Origin of the sequence: Enterobacter sp. MGH 24 (assembly GCF_000493015.1) — a bacterium.
Lineage (GTDB): Bacteria > Pseudomonadota > Gammaproteobacteria > Enterobacterales > Enterobacteriaceae > Enterobacter.
Genome location: NZ_KI535657.1, coordinates 3,863,670 through 3,879,519, shown reverse-complemented (window position 1 = coordinate 3,879,519; position 15,850 = coordinate 3,863,670). Strand labels below are relative to the sequence as shown.

The 15,850-nt window shown below is 57.4% G+C and carries 13 protein-coding genes; 3 read left to right on the top strand and 10 right to left on the bottom strand.

From position 1 onward, the window contains the following. Nucleotides 1-26: 26 nt before the first annotated feature. Nucleotides 27-1,910 carry a potassium transporter Kup gene (locus L370_RS03770; protein ID WP_023335821.1) on the top strand — a complete coding sequence of 628 codons (1,884 nt, stop codon included), beginning with the start codon at nucleotides 27-29 and terminating at the stop codon, nucleotides 1,908-1,910. 8 nt (nucleotides 1,911-1,918) lie between these two features. On the opposite strand, the gene L370_RS03775 is transcribed toward L370_RS03770, so the two are convergent. The 7 genes from L370_RS03775 to L370_RS03805 are packed head-to-tail and all read right to left on the bottom strand — an operon-like array spanning nucleotide 1,919 to nucleotide 8,370. Beyond that, entirely contained in the window at nucleotides 1,919-3,145 is a 1,227-nt protein-coding gene (locus L370_RS03775) for a Zn-dependent hydrolase (RefSeq protein WP_023335820.1), read from the bottom strand. Next, complete coding sequence (locus tag L370_RS03780) at nucleotides 3,142-3,624, bottom strand: L-2-amino-thiazoline-4-carboxylic acid hydrolase (RefSeq protein WP_023335819.1); 483 nt, start codon at nucleotides 3,622-3,624, stop codon at nucleotides 3,142-3,144. Before L370_RS03780 ends, L370_RS03775 begins: the two co-directional genes overlap by 4 nt. Nucleotides 3,625-3,642: 18 nt before the next feature. After that, nucleotides 3,643-4,800: a branched-chain amino acid ABC transporter substrate-binding protein gene (locus tag L370_RS03785; protein ID WP_023335818.1), complete on the bottom strand. Its 1,158-nt coding sequence runs from the start codon at nucleotides 4,798-4,800 to the stop codon at nucleotides 3,643-3,645. Between the two features lie 28 nt (nucleotides 4,801-4,828). Next, on the bottom strand, nucleotides 4,829-5,548 hold the full coding sequence (locus L370_RS03790; RefSeq protein WP_023335817.1) for an ABC transporter ATP-binding protein: 720 nt from the start codon (nucleotides 5,546-5,548) through the stop codon (nucleotides 4,829-4,831). Then, entirely contained in the window at nucleotides 5,541-6,308 is a 768-nt protein-coding gene (locus tag L370_RS03795) for an ABC transporter ATP-binding protein (RefSeq protein WP_023335816.1), read from the bottom strand. Before L370_RS03795 ends, L370_RS03790 begins: the two co-directional genes overlap by 8 nt. Then, nucleotides 6,305-7,411, bottom strand: a complete 1,107-nt coding sequence (locus L370_RS03800) for a branched-chain amino acid ABC transporter permease (RefSeq protein ID WP_023335815.1) — start codon at nucleotides 7,409-7,411, stop codon at nucleotides 6,305-6,307. Before L370_RS03800 ends, L370_RS03795 begins: the two co-directional genes overlap by 4 nt. Nucleotides 7,412-7,419: 8 nt before the next feature. Further along, on the bottom strand, nucleotides 7,420-8,370 hold the full coding sequence (locus L370_RS03805; RefSeq protein ID WP_032666612.1) for a branched-chain amino acid ABC transporter permease: 951 nt from the start codon (nucleotides 8,368-8,370) through the stop codon (nucleotides 7,420-7,422). A gap of 170 nt (nucleotides 8,371-8,540) precedes the next feature. Here L370_RS03805 and L370_RS03810 point away from each other — a divergent pair, with 170 nt between their 5' ends. Continuing rightward, nucleotides 8,541-9,485 carry a LysR substrate-binding domain-containing protein gene (locus tag L370_RS03810; protein ID WP_023335813.1) on the top strand — a complete coding sequence of 315 codons (945 nt, stop codon included), beginning with the start codon at nucleotides 8,541-8,543 and terminating at the stop codon, nucleotides 9,483-9,485. Here L370_RS03810 and L370_RS03815 read toward each other — a convergent pair. From L370_RS03815 to yddG, 3 genes are all read right to left on the bottom strand, one after another. Continuing rightward, nucleotides 9,475-9,915, bottom strand: a complete 441-nt coding sequence (locus tag L370_RS03815; protein WP_023335812.1) for a GFA family protein — start codon at nucleotides 9,913-9,915, stop codon at nucleotides 9,475-9,477. The genes L370_RS03810 and L370_RS03815 overlap by 11 nt on opposite strands. A 77-nt stretch (nucleotides 9,916-9,992) precedes the next feature. Next, complete coding sequence (ompC, locus tag L370_RS03820) at nucleotides 9,993-11,075, bottom strand: porin OmpC (protein ID WP_023335811.1); 1,083 nt, start codon at nucleotides 11,073-11,075, stop codon at nucleotides 9,993-9,995. 619 nt (nucleotides 11,076-11,694) lie between these two features. After that, nucleotides 11,695-12,573, bottom strand: a complete 879-nt coding sequence (gene yddG, locus L370_RS03825) for an aromatic amino acid DMT transporter YddG (RefSeq protein ID WP_023335810.1) — start codon at nucleotides 12,571-12,573, stop codon at nucleotides 11,695-11,697. 221 nt (nucleotides 12,574-12,794) lie between these two features. On the opposite strand from yddG, the gene fdnG reads away from it, so the two are divergent. Then, nucleotides 12,795-15,842, top strand: coding sequence for a formate dehydrogenase-N subunit alpha (gene fdnG, locus L370_RS03835; RefSeq protein WP_155858053.1), 3,048 nt, complete (start codon nucleotides 12,795-12,797; stop codon nucleotides 15,840-15,842). The last annotated feature ends 8 nt before the right edge of the window (nucleotides 15,843-15,850 follow it).

The following is a 15,850-nucleotide window of genomic DNA, read 5'->3' as shown; positions in this document are numbered from 1 at the left end:
GGATTATCTGACTCTTGCTGGAAAATATGCGCCCTCGCGACAGCAGTGAACCCTCCCAACCGCTCTCCCGGTTAACCCTGCTTGCAGGGGGCGCGCTGGGCGTCGTTTTTGGTGATATCGGCACTAGCCCGCTCTATACCTTCCGGACGGTGCTTTCGCTCTCTGAGCATGACCCAACGCCCGGCGTCATACTGGGCCTGCTCTCGCTGATTACCTGGACACTCATCCTGGTAACGTCCATAAAATATGCCGCCTTCGCCATGCGAATTGATAATCATGGCGAGGGGGGCATCATGGCCTTGATGTCGCTTCTGGTAGAAAAAGGCAAAGGCGGGCGCTGGGTGATTTTTGCCGCCCTGATTGGCGCAGCGCTGATTTACGGTGACGGCGCGATAACCCCGGCGATCTCCGTGCTTTCCGCTCTGGAAGGGCTGGAGATGGTGATCCCTGAGTCCCAGCCGTACATATTACCCCTGACGGTGGCAGTTCTGCTGGCGCTGTTTCTTATCCAGCCTTTTGGTACCGCCCGAATAGGGAAAATATTTGGCCCGGTGATGGCGCTGTGGTTTCTGGCGATTGCCGCGCTGGGCGTCTGGGGCATCATTCAACACCCTTCGGTGCTGTTGGCCCTGAATCCGGCTTACGGCATCGCGTTTTTGTTCTCAAACGGGTACACCAGCTTCCTGGTCCTGGGCGGCGTTTTTCTCTGCGTAACGGGGGCCGAGGCTCTTTATGCCGACATGGGGCATTTCGGTAAAAAGCCGATCTGGCTTGCCTGGTACGGCGTCGTTTTTCCTTCCCTGCTGTTCAACTATGCCGGCCAGTCGGCGCTGATCCTGGCGGGTGCCGACAGCAAACAAAATCTCTTTTACCTGCTGTGCCCGCCGGTGCTGCAGGTTCCGCTTATCGTTCTTGCCGCGCTGGCGACGATCATTGCCAGTCAGGCGATTATTACCGGCGCGTTTTCCATGACGCGTCAGGCCATTCAGCTTGGCTGGTTACCCCGATTACGCATCAAACAGACGGCGGCAGAAAGCTACGGTCAGATTTATATCGGGATCATAAACTGGCTGCTGATGGTGGTGACCATCGGGCTGGTGGTGTTCTTCAAATCCTCCGATAAGCTTGCCGCGGCGTACGGCATCGCCGTGTCGTTAACCATGCTGATGACCACGGGGCTATTGTTCGTGGCGATGCGGGAAGTGTGGCGCTGGAGCCTGGCCAGCAGCGCGGTGATTGCCCTCTGTTTCCTGGTGATTGATGCCACCTTCTTGTTTGCCAATCTGATTAAGGTCCTGGAAGGCGGCTATATTCCGCTGCTGATGGCCGCAGCGATTTGTACGGTGATGCTGATCTGGCACCGCGGCGTTAAGGCGGTATCCGCATCGGTGGGCGAGAAGGGCGTCAGCGTGGATGCGTTCTTTGCCCAGCTTCAGCAAAAGACGGTGCCCAGGGTGGCGGGCTCCGCCGTCTTTTTGACCCGTACGCAGAACAATATCCCGCCGGTCATGCGCTGGCACGTCGCGCGAAACCGGGCGCTACAGCAGGACGTCTTGTCGCTGACCATTGATATTCTCAACGTGCCCTACGTCGGAGAAGAACAGCGCATCAGCGTGGAGCAGCGCGCGCCGGGCTACTGGCACGGCGTGGCGCAGTACGGCTTTATGGAACACCCGGACATCCCGCGCTTGCTGCAGGGCGTCAGCGAGATTAACGCGCTTTTTGCCACGGATGACGCCACCTGGTACGTCGGGCATGAAACCATTGTGGCTGGCGAAGGCGGGGCCGGAATGGCGGCGTGGCAACGACACATTTTTGCCTTCATGAAGCGCAACTGCACGCACGTCATCAACCACTACCACCTTCCCAGCGATCGGGTTGTCGAAATCAGCCGGCGCGTTGCCGTCTAGCGCCGCGCCTATTTCTCCTGGGCCGCGGAGAGGACGCTGTGTAACAACACATTCGCCCCTTTCTCTGACCACTCCGGGAGGATCCTCTCCGCTTCGTTATGGCTGATGCCTTTCACGCAGGGGATAAAGATCATGCTGGCGGGCGCAATTTTGCTCACATAGCAGGCGTCGTGTCCCGCGCCGGAGACCATCGGTTTCGACGAATAGCCCAGATCCGCCACGGCCTTCTCCGTACGCGCCAGGCATTCGGCATCAAATGCGATGGGCGCGTAGTCAAAGATGCGTTCAACGACAGCCGCGACGCCGCGCAGCTTCAGACTTTCAGCCACCTTGTGCAGCGCCGCTTCCATGGCTTCCAGCGCCTGCTGCGCCGGATGGCGAAACTCAACGCTGCATTCCACGCGGGACGGCACAACGTTGCGCGAGTTTGGCGTAACCTTCGCCATACCGATCGTCGCGCGTCCATCCGGCGCATGCCGATAGCCAATCTCTTCCACCTTCAGCGCCAGCTCTGCGAAGGCGGTCAGCGCGTCGCGGCGGCTGTGCATCGGCGTCGTGCCCGCGTGGGCGGCGAATCCGTCCAGCGTCAGGGTAAACCAGCGCTGGCCCATTGCCGCGCGGACTAACCCGATATCCAGACCTTCATCTTCGAGAATCGGGCCCTGTTCGATGTGCAGTTCGTAGCAGGCGTGAAGCGGAAACGCGCGGGCAGGGGCTTCACCCCGGTAGCCAATGCTCTCCAGCGCTTCGCCCACGGTGGTGCCATCGTTATCCGCGCGGGCATGGGCGTACGCTTCGCTAAACTGTCCCGTCCAGACCCCTGAAGAGAGCATGGCTGGCGCGAAGCGCGCGCCTTCTTCGTTGGTCCAGTTCACCAGCACAATATCGCGCTCCGTCCCAACGCGATGGTCATTGAGGGTGCGCAGCAGCTCCAGCCCGGCCAGCACGCCGTAAACGCCGTCGTAGTTACCGCCCTGCGGCTGAGTATCCACGTGCGAGCCGGTCAGGACCGGCGCGAGAGCCGGGTTTTCCCCCGCGCGACGGATAAACATATTGCCCATGCTGTCAACGTCGCAGGTGAAACCCGCGTCCAGCGCCCAGTCGCGCAGCAGGTTACGCGCAATACGATCTTCCTCACTCAATGCCAGACGGGTCACGCCACCGGCGGGCGTGCCGCCGATCTGCGCCATCATCTCAAGCGTTGACCACAGCCGTTCGGCGTTAACGCGGATCATGTCTTGTCCTTATTGCTGCGGTAGCGGAAATCACAGCACGCGCCGCCCTGCATGATGGTGGTCGTGCGGGTCAGCTTCACGTCCGGCGCATAGCCAACGATGAACTTTTCATCGCGCGCGCAGGAGAGCAGATGACCAATCTCGCCCAGCCCCATCTCGTGATACATCTCCGCGTAGCGGCAGCGGGTGACGTTGTAGTTGTACTGCTGGTCGTCGGCGTCGATCACCTTCACGTCCAGGGCGTTATCTTTCTCCCACAGATACTGCAGGGCGATAAAGCTTTTGACGTCCGCGCCGTTGGGTTCTTTGCTGGCAAACGCTTTGCCAGCGTCAATCGCCGCCTGCTCAATGGCCTCGCCAATGACCGCCTGGGCGCGGGTTTTCCCTATCTCGCGCACCAGGATTTCATAGATTGGCTTAATAATTTCTGCTTCAATTTTGCGGCGGGCGAGAATGCCCAGCTCGTTATTATCACTCATCACATTGCCCTCACTACGTTACTTCGCTTTTGCGCCACCCAGCACGGTCTGCGGCTGCCATTTGCCGTCGACAACTTTGTAAACGGTGAAGGACGGCGATTTCAGGTTTCCTTCTTTATCAAACGCGATCTGTCCGGTGACGCCGGAGTAGCTGATGGCGCGCAGGGCGGGCAGATAGTCGGACGGCTCAACGGAGTCCGCTTTTTCCATCGCCGCAACCAGCACGCGGGTGGCGTCATAGGCGAACGGGGCGTGCAGTTCGATATGGGTGTGGTAGCGGGACTGATAGGCCTGTTCGAATGCCTTTCCACCCGGCATCTGGTCAACGGGCAGACCCGGCTCCAGCGCGACCACGCCTTCGCCTTCTTTCTGCGCCAGCTGCAGGAACGTCTGGCTGACAAATCCGCCTGCGCCCATCAGGGTGGCGTTCATGCCCAGCTGTTTGATACGACGCGCCAGCGGTGCGGCCTGGCTGTCGACGCCGCCGAAGAAGATCAGATCGGCGTTTTTACTCCGGATGGCGGTCAGCACGGCGCTGAAGTCCACCGTTTTGTCATCCACGTACTGACGATCGACAACCTTCACGCCCTGCGCTTCCAGCGATTTAATAAACTGGTCCGCCAGACCCTGACCAAAGGCGGTACGGTCGTCGATCACCGCAATGCGTTTGGCTTTCAGGGTATTCACCGCGTACTGGCCGGCGAGCTGACCGCCGTCATCGTCGTGGCCCATCACGCGGAAGCTGGTGTCAAAACCCTGTTTGGTATAGGCATGACCGGTCGCGACCGGTGCCACCTGGGCAATACCTGCATCGTGATAAATGCGGGCCGCAGGAATGCTGGTGCCGGTATTCCAATGGCCGACAACGCCCGCCACGCCGCTGTCCACCAGACGCTGCGCCACGGCCACGGCGGTGCGCGGGTCGGACTGATCGTCTTCGGACTGCAGTTTGAAGGTCACCGCTTTGCCGCCGATGGTCGGGTGCTGCTTGTTAATGTCGTCAATGGCCAGCTGCGCGCCGTTCTCCAGATCTTTACCGATACGGGCGGACGGGCCGGTGAGCGGGCCTGCCAGACCGATAACCACGGTTTCACCGTCGGCTGCCCACGCGGCCGTCGAGGCAAAACTGCCGAGGAGGATAGCGGCGCTGAGCGCACTGATTTTTACTGTTTTCATTGTATTTCCCTGATGTTGGCTGGTGTTGTTAAACGGGCATTTCGCCCAAATAAATCTGTGCAATCTGGTCGTCATTGAGCAGCGCTTTCGATTCGCCATGATGAACAATGCTGCCGCTGTCCATCACCCACGCGCTGTCGGTGACTTCCAGCGCCAGGCGGGCGTTTTGCTCGATGAGCAGCAGGGCAACGCCGCGCTCGCGCAGGCCGGCAATGACGGCAAAAATGTTTTCGACCATCTTCGGGGCGAGGCCCATCGAGGGTTCGTCGAGGATCAGCAGGCGCGGTCGGCTGAGCAGGGCGCGGTTAAGGGCCAGCAGCTGTTGTTCTCCGCCGGAAAGCAGGCCGGCGAGCTGGTGCTGGCGTTCTCCCAGGCGCGGGAAGCGCTCGAAGATCTCGTTCATCTCACGCTTAACGGTGACAGTGTCACGCCTGAGCCAGGCGCCCATCTGCAGGTTTTCCAGCACCGTCATGCGGGAGAAGATCCCCCGACCTTCCGGAACCATGACCAACCCGTCGCGGAGCAGGGTTTCGGGGGTGTGCTTACGTACCGCTTTACCGTTGAATTCAATACGGCCGCTAAAGTTTTCCAGCCCGGTAATGGCGCGCACGGTGGAGCTTTTCCCCGCACCGTTAGCGCCGATCAGCGTAGCCTGTTCGCCCTCGTGCAGGGTAAAAGAGACATCGCGTACGGCCTGAATGCCGCCGTAATGCACGTCCAGACGTTCCACCTTCAGTAATTCAGACATGGGCGTTGCCTCCAAGCCAGGCGGCGATCACTGCCGGGTCGCGACGCACGCTCTCCGGCGTGCCGGTGGCGAGCGTTTTGCCGTAATCCAGCACCGTCAGGCGATCGCAGATGCCCATCACCAGCTTGACGTCATGTTCAATCATCAGCAGGGTTTTGCCGTCATCGCGCAGTCGGATAAGCAGCTCGCCGAGCGCCACTTTTTCCGCTGCGTTCATCCCGGCTGCGGGTTCGTCCAGCGCCAGCAGCAGCGGATCCGTTGCCAGCGCGCGGGCGATTTCAAGCCGACGCTGATGGCCATAGGCCAGATCGCAGGCGCGGTAGTGGGCGAACTTCGCAATGCCGGTGTACTCCAGCCAGTGCCAGGCCAGTTCCCGGGTCTGCGTCTCTTCCGCGCGGGCGCGTTTGTGGCGACTCAGCGCGGCCCACAGGCCGTTACGGGTGCGCACGTGGCGACCTACCATCACGTTTTCCAGCACCGACATGTCGTTAAAGAGGCGCACGTTCTGGAAGGTGCGCGCGATCCCGGCGGCGGTGACTTTCTCAATGTGCTTTGGGAAATAGGGCTTATCGGCAATGGAAAATTCACCGCTGTCCGCCGGATAAAGCCCGGTGATCAGGTTAAAACAGGTGGTTTTTCCCGCCCCGTTAGGACCAATCAGCCCGTAGATCTCGCCCTTGTTTACGGCGATCGAAACGTCATCCACGGCGGTAAGCCCGCCGAAGCGTTTTGACATATTGCGTACGGTTAACAGGCTCATGTATTCACCTCCTTATGGCGTACCGGCCAGATCCCGGCAGGACGCACCAGCATGACCAGTACCAGCGCCAGGCCGTAGAAAAGCTGACGCAGCACTTCCGGGTCAATCAGCACCGTACCGAACAGCGCCTGCTGAACCGGAGCAGCCTGACTGCGCAGCAGTTCCGGCAGGGCGGTTAGCAGTATCGCGCCGAGGATCACGCCCGGAATATGCCCCATGCCGCCCAGCACCACCATCGCCAGCACGGCAATGGATTCCTGTAACGTGAAGGATTCCGGGGAGACAAAGCCCTGAAACGCGCCGAACAGAGCACCCGCCACGCCGCCAAAAGAGGCACCCATCGCAAAGGCCAGCAGCTTATAGTTACGCACGTTAATGCCCATCGCGCGGGCGACATCCTCATCTTCACGGATGGCGTGCCAGGCGCGACCAATACGAGAATGCTGCAGGCGCAGGCAGACAAAAATAATCGCCACAATCACCAGCATCAGCAGGTAGTACCACAGCCACAGCGCGGGCACTTTGAAACCAAACCAGTGGTATACGCCGCTAAACTTCAGGCCGAACAGGTTGAGCGTATCCACCCCGGTAATACCCTTCGCACCGTTGGTGATGTTCACCGGTCGGTCGAGGTTGCGCATCAGAATGCGGATAATTTCGCCAAAGCCGAGGGTTACTATCGCCAGGTAGTCCCCGCGCAGCTTCAGCGTAGGAGCGCCCAGTAAAATGCCGCAGACCGCCGCGACGAGTGCTGCCAGCGGAATAATCAGCAGATATGACGTGTGCAGCCCGTCCGGGAACCAGACGCCGAGGAGAGGAAACACCTCCAGCAGGTGTGGCGAGGCCATCAGTGCTGCGAGGTAAGCCCCGACCGCGTAAAAGGCGATAAACCCCATATCCAGCAGGCCGGTATAGCCCACCACAATGTTGAGCCCCAGCGCCAGCATGATGTAGAGCAGGGCGAAGTCGATAACGCGCACCCAGTAGTTGCCGCCCAGCTGCGTGGCCACCACGGGGGCAACCAGCAGCGCGAGGCAGAACAGAACCATGCCTGACCAGAATTTGCGCGTCGCCGCCGGGGTTTGTAGTTGAAGTGTTGTCATCTTTTTCCTTACGCCCTGTGCGCCACGCGCTCGCCCAGCAGACCTGCCGGACGGAAGACCAGCACCAGAATCAGGACCATGAAGGCAAAAACGTCCTGATAGTTGCTGCCAAAGACGCCGTGGGTCAGTTCACCCAGGTAGCCCGCGCCCAGCGCTTCGATAATGCCGAGCAGGATCCCGCCAATCATTGCGCCACGAATGTTCCCAATGCCCCCTAGCACGGCGGCGGTGAAGGCTTTTATTCCGGGCAAAAAGCCCATCGAGAAGCTGGCGTTGCCGTAGTTGCTCGCCATCATCACGCCTGCCAGCGCGGCGAACACGCCGCCAATGGCGAACGTCAGGGTAATAATGGCATTGGGGTTAACCCCCATCAGCGTGGCAACGCGCGGGTTTTCCGCCACGGCGCGCATGCCGCGGCCCAGGCGGGTGTATTCAACCAGCAGCCATAGCCCGATCATCACCGCAAGCGCCAGCGCCACGGTAACAATGCCGGTGACGGTCACAATGGCAGGGGGATGCAGTTCACTTCCCGACGTTACGGCGATCGGGTCCATGGGCAGGATCTGCGGGAACATCAGCGGATTGCGCGTCCAGATAATCATCGCCACGGTTTGCAGCAGGACCGAGACGCCGATACCGGAGATCAGCGGTGCCAGGCGCGGGGCGTTGCGCAGTCGGCGGTAGGCAAAGCGCTCCACGGCCATTGCCAGCAGGGCGCAAACGGCCATGGCAATCACCAGGGCAGCGCCAAGCTGCAGCAGCAGCGGCATGTGCGGAAAGGTGGCATTCAGGGCGTTAATGGCGGAGAGCGTGGTGAGCGCGCCGACCATCAGAATATCGCCGTGAGCAAAGTTAATAATGCGCAAGATGCCATACACCATGGTATAGCCCAGCGCGATCAGCGCGTAGATGCTTCCCAGCATCACACCGTTGATCAGTTGTTGTATGAATGTATCCAACGTCTGTACCCGCAAAGTGCTCTGTCTGCGGCTACCATCCGATAAATGAATTAAATTGTAAAATACGCATCTATTATTTCTTATGATAAATAGATATTGCCTTATCTTTATGATTTATATAAAGATAACGAAAGCCTGCTTTTGGGTGAAAAGCCTAAAGAAATCAACATATGAATAAAACAGAACAATCAGTTGGCCTATCTGCGTATGCAGAAAGTCGCCTTGCAAACGATCCGCCGCTTCGGGCCGTGCGTGCCTTTGAGGCCATCGCCCGGCTGGGCAGCGTCACGCTGGCCGCGCAGGAGCTGGCTATCTCTCCGTCGGCCGTCAGCCATCAGCTGAAGGTGCTGGAAGGGTATCTGCAAATGCCGCTGACGGAGCGTCAGGGGCGCAGGCTGGTTCTGAGCCAGCACGGGCGTGAATACTACCGCTCGATCCGTGCGGCGTTTAACGTGCTGCGCCAGGCGACGGAGCATCTGGCTGAGCAGGCGCAAACGCGTCAGGTGACTATCAGCCTGATCCCGCTTTTTGGTATGGGGTGGTTTATCCCGCGTTTGCCTGATTTCATGCGTGCCAACCCGCAGACCGAGATCAACGTTGTGTATGCCAACCATCGTAACTATCTGAGCGATGCCTCGGATATGTCGATTCGTTTCGGTAACGGTCAGTGGGCGGGCTATCAGAGCGAAAAGCTGATTTCCGGGCAGATGGTGCCGGTGTGCAGCCGCGCGTTTTTGCGCATTCATGGCCATATCGACACGCCTGAGCAGCTGCTGCAAATGCCGCTGCTGCATGATGAGGAGCGCACCAGCTGGCCGCAGTGGTTTTTGCAGCAGGGGGTAAAACGCCCACTCCGGCGCAGCGGCCCTCTGTTCGAAGACGGGCTGTTAACGCTGGCGGGCGTGCAGGCCGGGCTGGGCTGCGCGTTAATGCGCGAGCCGCTGATCGCACCTTATCTTGAGAGCGGCGAGCTGGTGAAGATATTTGACTTACCCATTGATGACGGGCGCGACTATCACCTCTGCGTTCGTTCAGATTCAGAGATGACCGAGGACGGTAAGCTGCTGCAAAACTGGCTGCGTCGGGCAGCGAGCGTTGAACCGCTTACGGCGTAAGCAGGCAGTGTTGGTTCAGCGCTTCAACTTCCGATCCGCTGTAGCGCGCGTATTGCCCGGTCAGGCCAAAAAACGCAGGTTGGGTTTCGGTGTAGATTTCTGCCGCGAGCACCAGCCGACGTCGTTCATCCTCACTCATCTCAAGCAGCGTCCAGGGAATGAAGTAGCGCGAGGTTGAGGTCAGTTTGAACCACAGCGGGCAGCCGCAGCCGGGACAGAACCAGCGTTCGCCGCGTGCGGATGACGCAAAATGAGAAGGGGAAATGGAGTCTTGCTCTACCAGCGGCTGGCCCTGTGTCTCAAGATACATGGCAATACCGCCCGACCACTTCTGGCATTGCGTGCAGTGGCACGCGTACACGTCAAAATTGTTGAGGCTCACGCTGAACTGACTCATTGTGCACAAGCAGCGTCCTTTGAATATGTGCATGGCGTACTCCTTTTTGACGCCAGAAATCCGTATAAAAAAAGCCAGCCACAGGGGCTGGCCTTTTAACGTGACAAATCTTAGAACTGGTAGGTCAGACCTACAGCTACGATGTTGTCGGTAGCAACGCCAGTTGCTTTGGTGAAGCTGTTGTCGTCAACCAGGTTGATTTTGTAGTCAACATAGGTAGACATGTTTTTGTTGAAGTAGTAGCTCGCGCCAACGTCAACGTATTCCACCAGATCCTGGTCGCCGTATGAACCGATGTCTTTACCTTTGGATTTCAGGTAAGCGATGGATGGACGCAGGCCGAAGTCGAACTGGTACTGAGCAACAACTTCAAAGTTCTGAGCTTTGTTCGCGATATAACCGTTACCGAAGTTGGTCATGTTGCGGGTTTCAGAGTAGGTGGTTGCCAGGTAGATGTTGTTCGCATCGTATTTCAGGCCAGCAGCCCATACTTCTGCGTTCTCACCGCCAGCGTTAACGGTGTTAGCGACGCGACCTGCAGCAACCTGACGGTCAGTACGGTCAGATTTCGCGTAGGTTGCACCCACACCGAAGCCGTCCATTTCATAGGTAGAAGACAGACCCCAGCCGTCACCGTTCGCTTCGGTGATGTCATTACGGTCGTTTTTACCCTGGTACTGAGCAGCAACGTTCAGACCGTCAACCAGACCGAAGAAGTCGGTGTTACGGTAGGTTGCAACGCCAGTCGTACGGCCAGTCATAAAGCCATCGGTCTGAGTCCAGGTATCGCCACCGAACTCTGGCAGAACGTCAGTCCATGCGCCGATGTCGTAAGCAACACCGTAGTTACGACCGTAGTCGAATGAACCGAATTCGTTGAATTTCAGACCCGCGAATGCCAGACGGGTTTTGTTGCCGTCAGCGCCCTGGGATTCAGAACGGTTGCCTTTGAACTCATATTCCCACTGGCCGTAACCGGTCAGCTGATCGTTGATCTGAGTTTCGCCTTTGAAGCCCAGACGAACGTAAGTTTTGTCGCCGTCGTTGCTGGAATCATCAGAGAAATAGTGCAGACCTGTTACTTTACCGTACAGATCCAGCTTGTTACCGTCTTTGTTATAAACTTCAGCCGCGTTTACAACGCCTGCCGCCAACATGGAAGTCACTGCCACTGCAACTAATTTAAGTTTCATCTTAAATATTCCTTATAATTTTCTTTGGTATTTCCTGAGCCACTTTGAACGATTTCTAAACGAGGCTGTTCGTCAATGGCATGCTATTTTTAAAAATCTTGTAGTCCTATTTCAATAATAAGTTTCAAATTATTAGCAATAATTTCAGTTAGTGTGATCGAGATCGGGTAAATGGCGATGAAACAGCGTGAAATGTTCAGTGTTTAATCAATTTATTCTGGGATTGGTTGTCGTTAATATAATTTCTACATGGTTTTATAAAAAGCGGTAATTATCGGTATTTTCGTTCTTTTAAGGGGGTTTGGTGATAAATTGAACCATAAACCCTTGTTGTAAACCTAAAGAGTGCGGAAATTCCGTTGTATTGAATGAAATAAACAGAAACATACTATTGCACTTTGTGCTATTAAGATCGTGAGTATTCGCAAAGAACTAATCACGCAAGGGTGTCAAGTTGTGTCAATAGAAGTGAATGAGAATTTACGAAAGGACGCTAATATAAACAGAATCTAAACACGCGCTCTACCGGCCTGATGAATATTCTGGCGTGCGCTCACATATTAAATTTATGTTAAGTTTTCGCTATCGGGATAAATACTACCCGACAGCGAAACCGGAATTATTTTCTGGTTGCGTACCAGCAGAGCAACGACCCGGCGCAGACCATCAGCGCGCCTTGCCAGAACGAGAATGAGAGGGGGGAATTCAGCACTGCGGCGGCAAGCGCGGCTGAGAGGACAGGGGTAAAATACGATACGGCAGCCAGTACCGTGACGTTACCGTGAAGGATGCCAATATTCCATGCGGCGTATCCAAACCCGAGTGCGATACCGCACATGACGAGTTTCACCACCACCGGAAGCGTGAACACCATCTCTGGCTGATCGCTCAGGGCATATTTCACCCACAGGCTCAGCGCGGTCAGCAAAACAAACAGCGTGATGCCGTTTTGTCCTTTCGCAAATTTGCTGGTTACCGTGCAGTAGGCGGCCCAGATAAATGCTCCGGCAAACGCCAGCGCGTAGCTTAGCGGGCTGGAAACGATATTGCGGGTTATTTCATCAAGATGTAAACCCTGTTCACCGCCCAATACCCAGCACACGCCCAGCAATGAGACGGCTAAGCCGGGGATCACCCACAGGGTTGATTTCTGTCCGTTGAACAAGATGGCAAACACAATGGTCAGGCTTGGCCAAAGGTAATTGACCATGCCCACTTCAATAGCCTGCGAACGCGTTGCGGCATAGCCCAGCGACAGCGCCAGGCATATTTCGTAGCTGACAAATAAAACGCTGCCGGCAATAAGATAGCGGGGTGAAAACCGCCTGACATCAGGAAATCCTACCGTCACCAGACACAGTAATCCGCTGAGGGTGTAGATCATCGCCGCACCGCCTACCGGGCCCAGTCCCTCACTCACGCTGCGAATAAGGCCGACCATGGTGCTCCATAACAGTATTGCCGCCAGCCCAATTAGCGTTGCTCTTTTTCTGTCCATTACTTCGCCATTGCAATAAAAATCAAACGAAAAATGTATCGCATTCTTCCTGACGCTGTCGCGAATTATTCTCTTAAGCCGTTAATCAAAAAGGGGTATTTAACCGTACCGGAGGTGACTATTAAGGGGGTGAAGACAGATGACCTTGATTTGACGCAAAAAAATCAGGGAGGTTGCTGTTAGTTTGCGCCACGAAGTCTTTTCAGATAACGAGGACAACAATGGACGTCAGCCGCAGACAATTTTTTAAAATCTGCGCGGGCGGTATGGCCGGAACAACGGCAGCCATGCTGGGATTTGCTCCCAAAATGGCTCTGGCTCAGGCACGCAACTATAAGCTGCTGCGCGCGAAAGAGATCCGTAACACCTGCACATACTGCTCCGTAGGTTGTGGGCTTTTGATGTATAGCCTGGGCGATGGCGCGAAGAACGCCAGAGAAGCGATTTACCATATTGAAGGGGACCCGGATCATCCGGTGAGCCGCGGGGCGCTTTGCCCGAAAGGGGCGGGGCTGCTGGACTATGTTCACAGCGAAAACCGTCTGCGCTACCCGGAATACCGCGCGCCGGGTTCAGATAAATGGCAGCGTATCTCCTGGGACGAGGCCTTTTCCCGTATTGCCAAATTAATGAAAGCCGACCGCGACGCCAACTTTATTGAAAAAAACGCGCAGGGCGTAACGGTCAACCGCTGGCTCTCCACCGGGATGCTGTGTGCGTCCGCGGCGAGTAATGAAACCGGCATGCTGACGCAAAAATTTGTGCGCTCTCTCGGCATGCTGGCGGTAGATAACCAGGCGCGCGTCTGACACGGACCAACGGTAGCAAGTCTTGCTCCAACATTTGGTCGCGGTGCGATGACCAACCACTGGGTTGATATCAAAAACGCTAACGTCGTGGTGGTGATGGGCGGTAACGCCGCTGAAGCCCATCCGGTGGGGTTCCGCTGGGCGATGGAAGCGAAAAACAACAACGACGCGACGCTTATCGTTGTCGATCCGCGCTTTACGCGCACGGCATCGGTGGCCGATATCTATGCGCCAATCCGCTCCGGCACGGACATTACGTTCCTGTCTGGGGTACTGCTGTACCTGATCGAAAACAACAAAATTAACGCGGAATACGTTAAGCACTACACCAACGCGAACCTGCTGGTGCGGGATGATTTTGCCTTCGATGACGGGCTGTTTAGCGGCTATGACGCTGAAAAACGCCAGTACGACAAAACGTCCTGGAACTATCAGTTCGACGAAAACGGCTATGCGCTGCGTGATGAAACCCTGACGCACCCGCGCTGCGTGTGGAACCTGCTGAAGCAGCACGTTTCCCGCTACACGCCGGACGTGGTGGAAAACATCTGCGGCACGCCGAAAGCGGACTTCCTGAAGGTCTGTGAAGTGCTGGCCTCAACCAGTGCCGCAGACAGAACCACGACGTTCCTGTACGCGCTGGGCTGGACGCAGCACACCGTCGGCGCGCAGAACATCCGCACCATGGCGATGATCCAGCTGCTGCTCGGCAACATGGGCATGGCAGGCGGCGGCGTAAACGCGCTGCGCGGTCACTCCAACATCCAGGGCCTGACCGACCTCGGCCTGCTGTCGACCAGCCTGCCGGGCTACCTGACGCTGCCGTCTGAAAAGCAGGCCGATCTGCAAACGTATCTTGAGGCCAATACGCCAAAAGCGACGCTGCCGGACCAGGTGAACTACTGGAGCAACTATCCGAAGTTCTACGTCAGCCTGATGAAATCCCTCTACGGCGATGCGGCGCAGAAGGAAAACGACTGGGGCTTTGAGTGGTTACCGAAGTGGGACCAGGCGTACGACGTCATCAAGTATTTCAACATGATGGATAAGGGCAACGTCACGGGGTATATCTGCCAGGGCTTTAACCCGGTGGCCTCCTTCCCGGACAAAAACAAAGTCGTTCGCAGCCTGAGCAAGCTGAAGTACATGGTCGTTATCGACCCGCTGGTAACCGAGACCTCCACCTTCTGGCAGAACCACGGCGAATCAAACGATGTCGATCCGGCGTCGATCCAGACCGAAGTGTTCCGCCTGCCGTCTACCTGCTTTGCAGAAGAAGACGGATCTATTGCCAACTCCGGCCGCTGGCTGCAGTGGCACTGGAAAGGCCAGGACGCCCCGGGCGAAGCGCGTAACGACGGCGAGATCCTGGCCGGGATTTACCATCGTCTGCGCGAAATGTACCGCACCGAAGGCGGCAAAGGCGCTGAGCCGCTGCTGAAGATGAGCTGGAGCTATAAGCAGCCGGACCATCCCGAGTCTGAAGAGGTCGCGAAAGAGAACAACGGCGTGGCGCTGGCGGATCTCTATGACGCGAACGGCACCCTGGTGGCGAAGAAAGGCCAGCTGCTGAACAGCTTTGCGCTGCTGCGCGACGACGGGACGACGGCCTCGTCATGCTGGATCTACACCGGCAGCTGGACGGAGCAGGGTAACCAGATGGCCAACCGCGACAACGCCGACCCGTCCGGGATGGGCAATACGCTGGGATGGGCATGGGCGTGGCCGCTCAACCGTCGCGTGCTGTACAACCGTGCGTCGGCGGACATCAACGGCAAGCCGTGGGATCCGAAACGCATGCTGATCCAGTGGAACGGGGCGAAGTGGACGGGGAACGACATCCCGGACTACAACACCGCCGCGCCGGGCAGCAACACCGGGCCGTTCATCATGCAGCCGGAAGGGCTGGGACGCCTGTTTGCCCTCAACAAGCTGGCGGAAGGGCCGTTCCCGGAACACTACGAGCCGATGGAGACGCCGCTGGGCACGAACCCGCTGCACCCGAACGTGATCTCCAGCCCGGTAGTGCGCATCTACGAAGACGACGTTCTGCGCTTAGGTAAAAAGGACAAGTTCCCGTACGTAGGGACGACCTACCGCCTGACCGAGCATTTCCACACCTGGACCAAGCACGCGCGGCTTAACGCTATCGCGCAGCCGGAACAGTTTGTGGAGATCAGCGAGACGCTGGCGAAGGCGAAAGGCATCGCCAACGGCGACCGCGTGAAGGTGAGCAGCAAGCGCGGGTTTATTCGCGCGGTGGCGGTGGTGACCCGTCGTTTGCAAAGTCTGAACGTGCACGGCCAGCAGGTGGAAACCGTCGGTATCCCGCTTCACTGGGGCTTTGAGGGCGTGGCGCAGAAAGGTTACATCGCCAACACCCTGACGCCAAACGTCGGCGATTCCAACTCGCAAACGCCGGAGTACAAGGCGTTTCTGGTCAACATCGAGAAAGCGTAAGGAGCGAT

Coding starts and splice junctions, on each gene's coding strand:
- L370_RS03770 (WP_023335821.1), top strand. CDS start 27: ATGCGCCCTCGCGACAGCAGTGAACCCTCCCAACCGCTCTCCCGGTTA.
- L370_RS03775 (WP_023335820.1), bottom strand. CDS start 3,145: ATGATCCGCGTTAACGCCGAACGGCTGTGGTCAACGCTTGAGATGATG.
- L370_RS03780 (WP_023335819.1), bottom strand. CDS start 3,624: ATGAGTGATAATAACGAGCTGGGCATTCTCGCCCGCCGCAAAATTGAA.
- L370_RS03785 (WP_023335818.1), bottom strand. CDS start 4,800: ATGAAAACAGTAAAAATCAGTGCGCTCAGCGCCGCTATCCTCCTCGGC.
- L370_RS03790 (WP_023335817.1), bottom strand. CDS start 5,548: ATGTCTGAATTACTGAAGGTGGAACGTCTGGACGTGCATTACGGCGGC.
- L370_RS03795 (WP_023335816.1), bottom strand. CDS start 6,308: ATGAGCCTGTTAACCGTACGCAATATGTCAAAACGCTTCGGCGGGCTT.
- L370_RS03800 (WP_023335815.1), bottom strand. CDS start 7,411: ATGACAACACTTCAACTACAAACCCCGGCGGCGACGCGCAAATTCTGG.
- L370_RS03810 (WP_023335813.1), top strand. CDS start 8,541: ATGAATAAAACAGAACAATCAGTTGGCCTATCTGCGTATGCAGAAAGT.
- L370_RS03815 (WP_023335812.1), bottom strand. CDS start 9,915: ATGCACATATTCAAAGGACGCTGCTTGTGCACAATGAGTCAGTTCAGC.
- ompC (WP_023335811.1), bottom strand. CDS start 11,075: ATGAAACTTAAATTAGTTGCAGTGGCAGTGACTTCCATGTTGGCGGCA.
- yddG (WP_023335810.1), bottom strand. CDS start 12,573: ATGGACAGAAAAAGAGCAACGCTAATTGGGCTGGCGGCAATACTGTTA.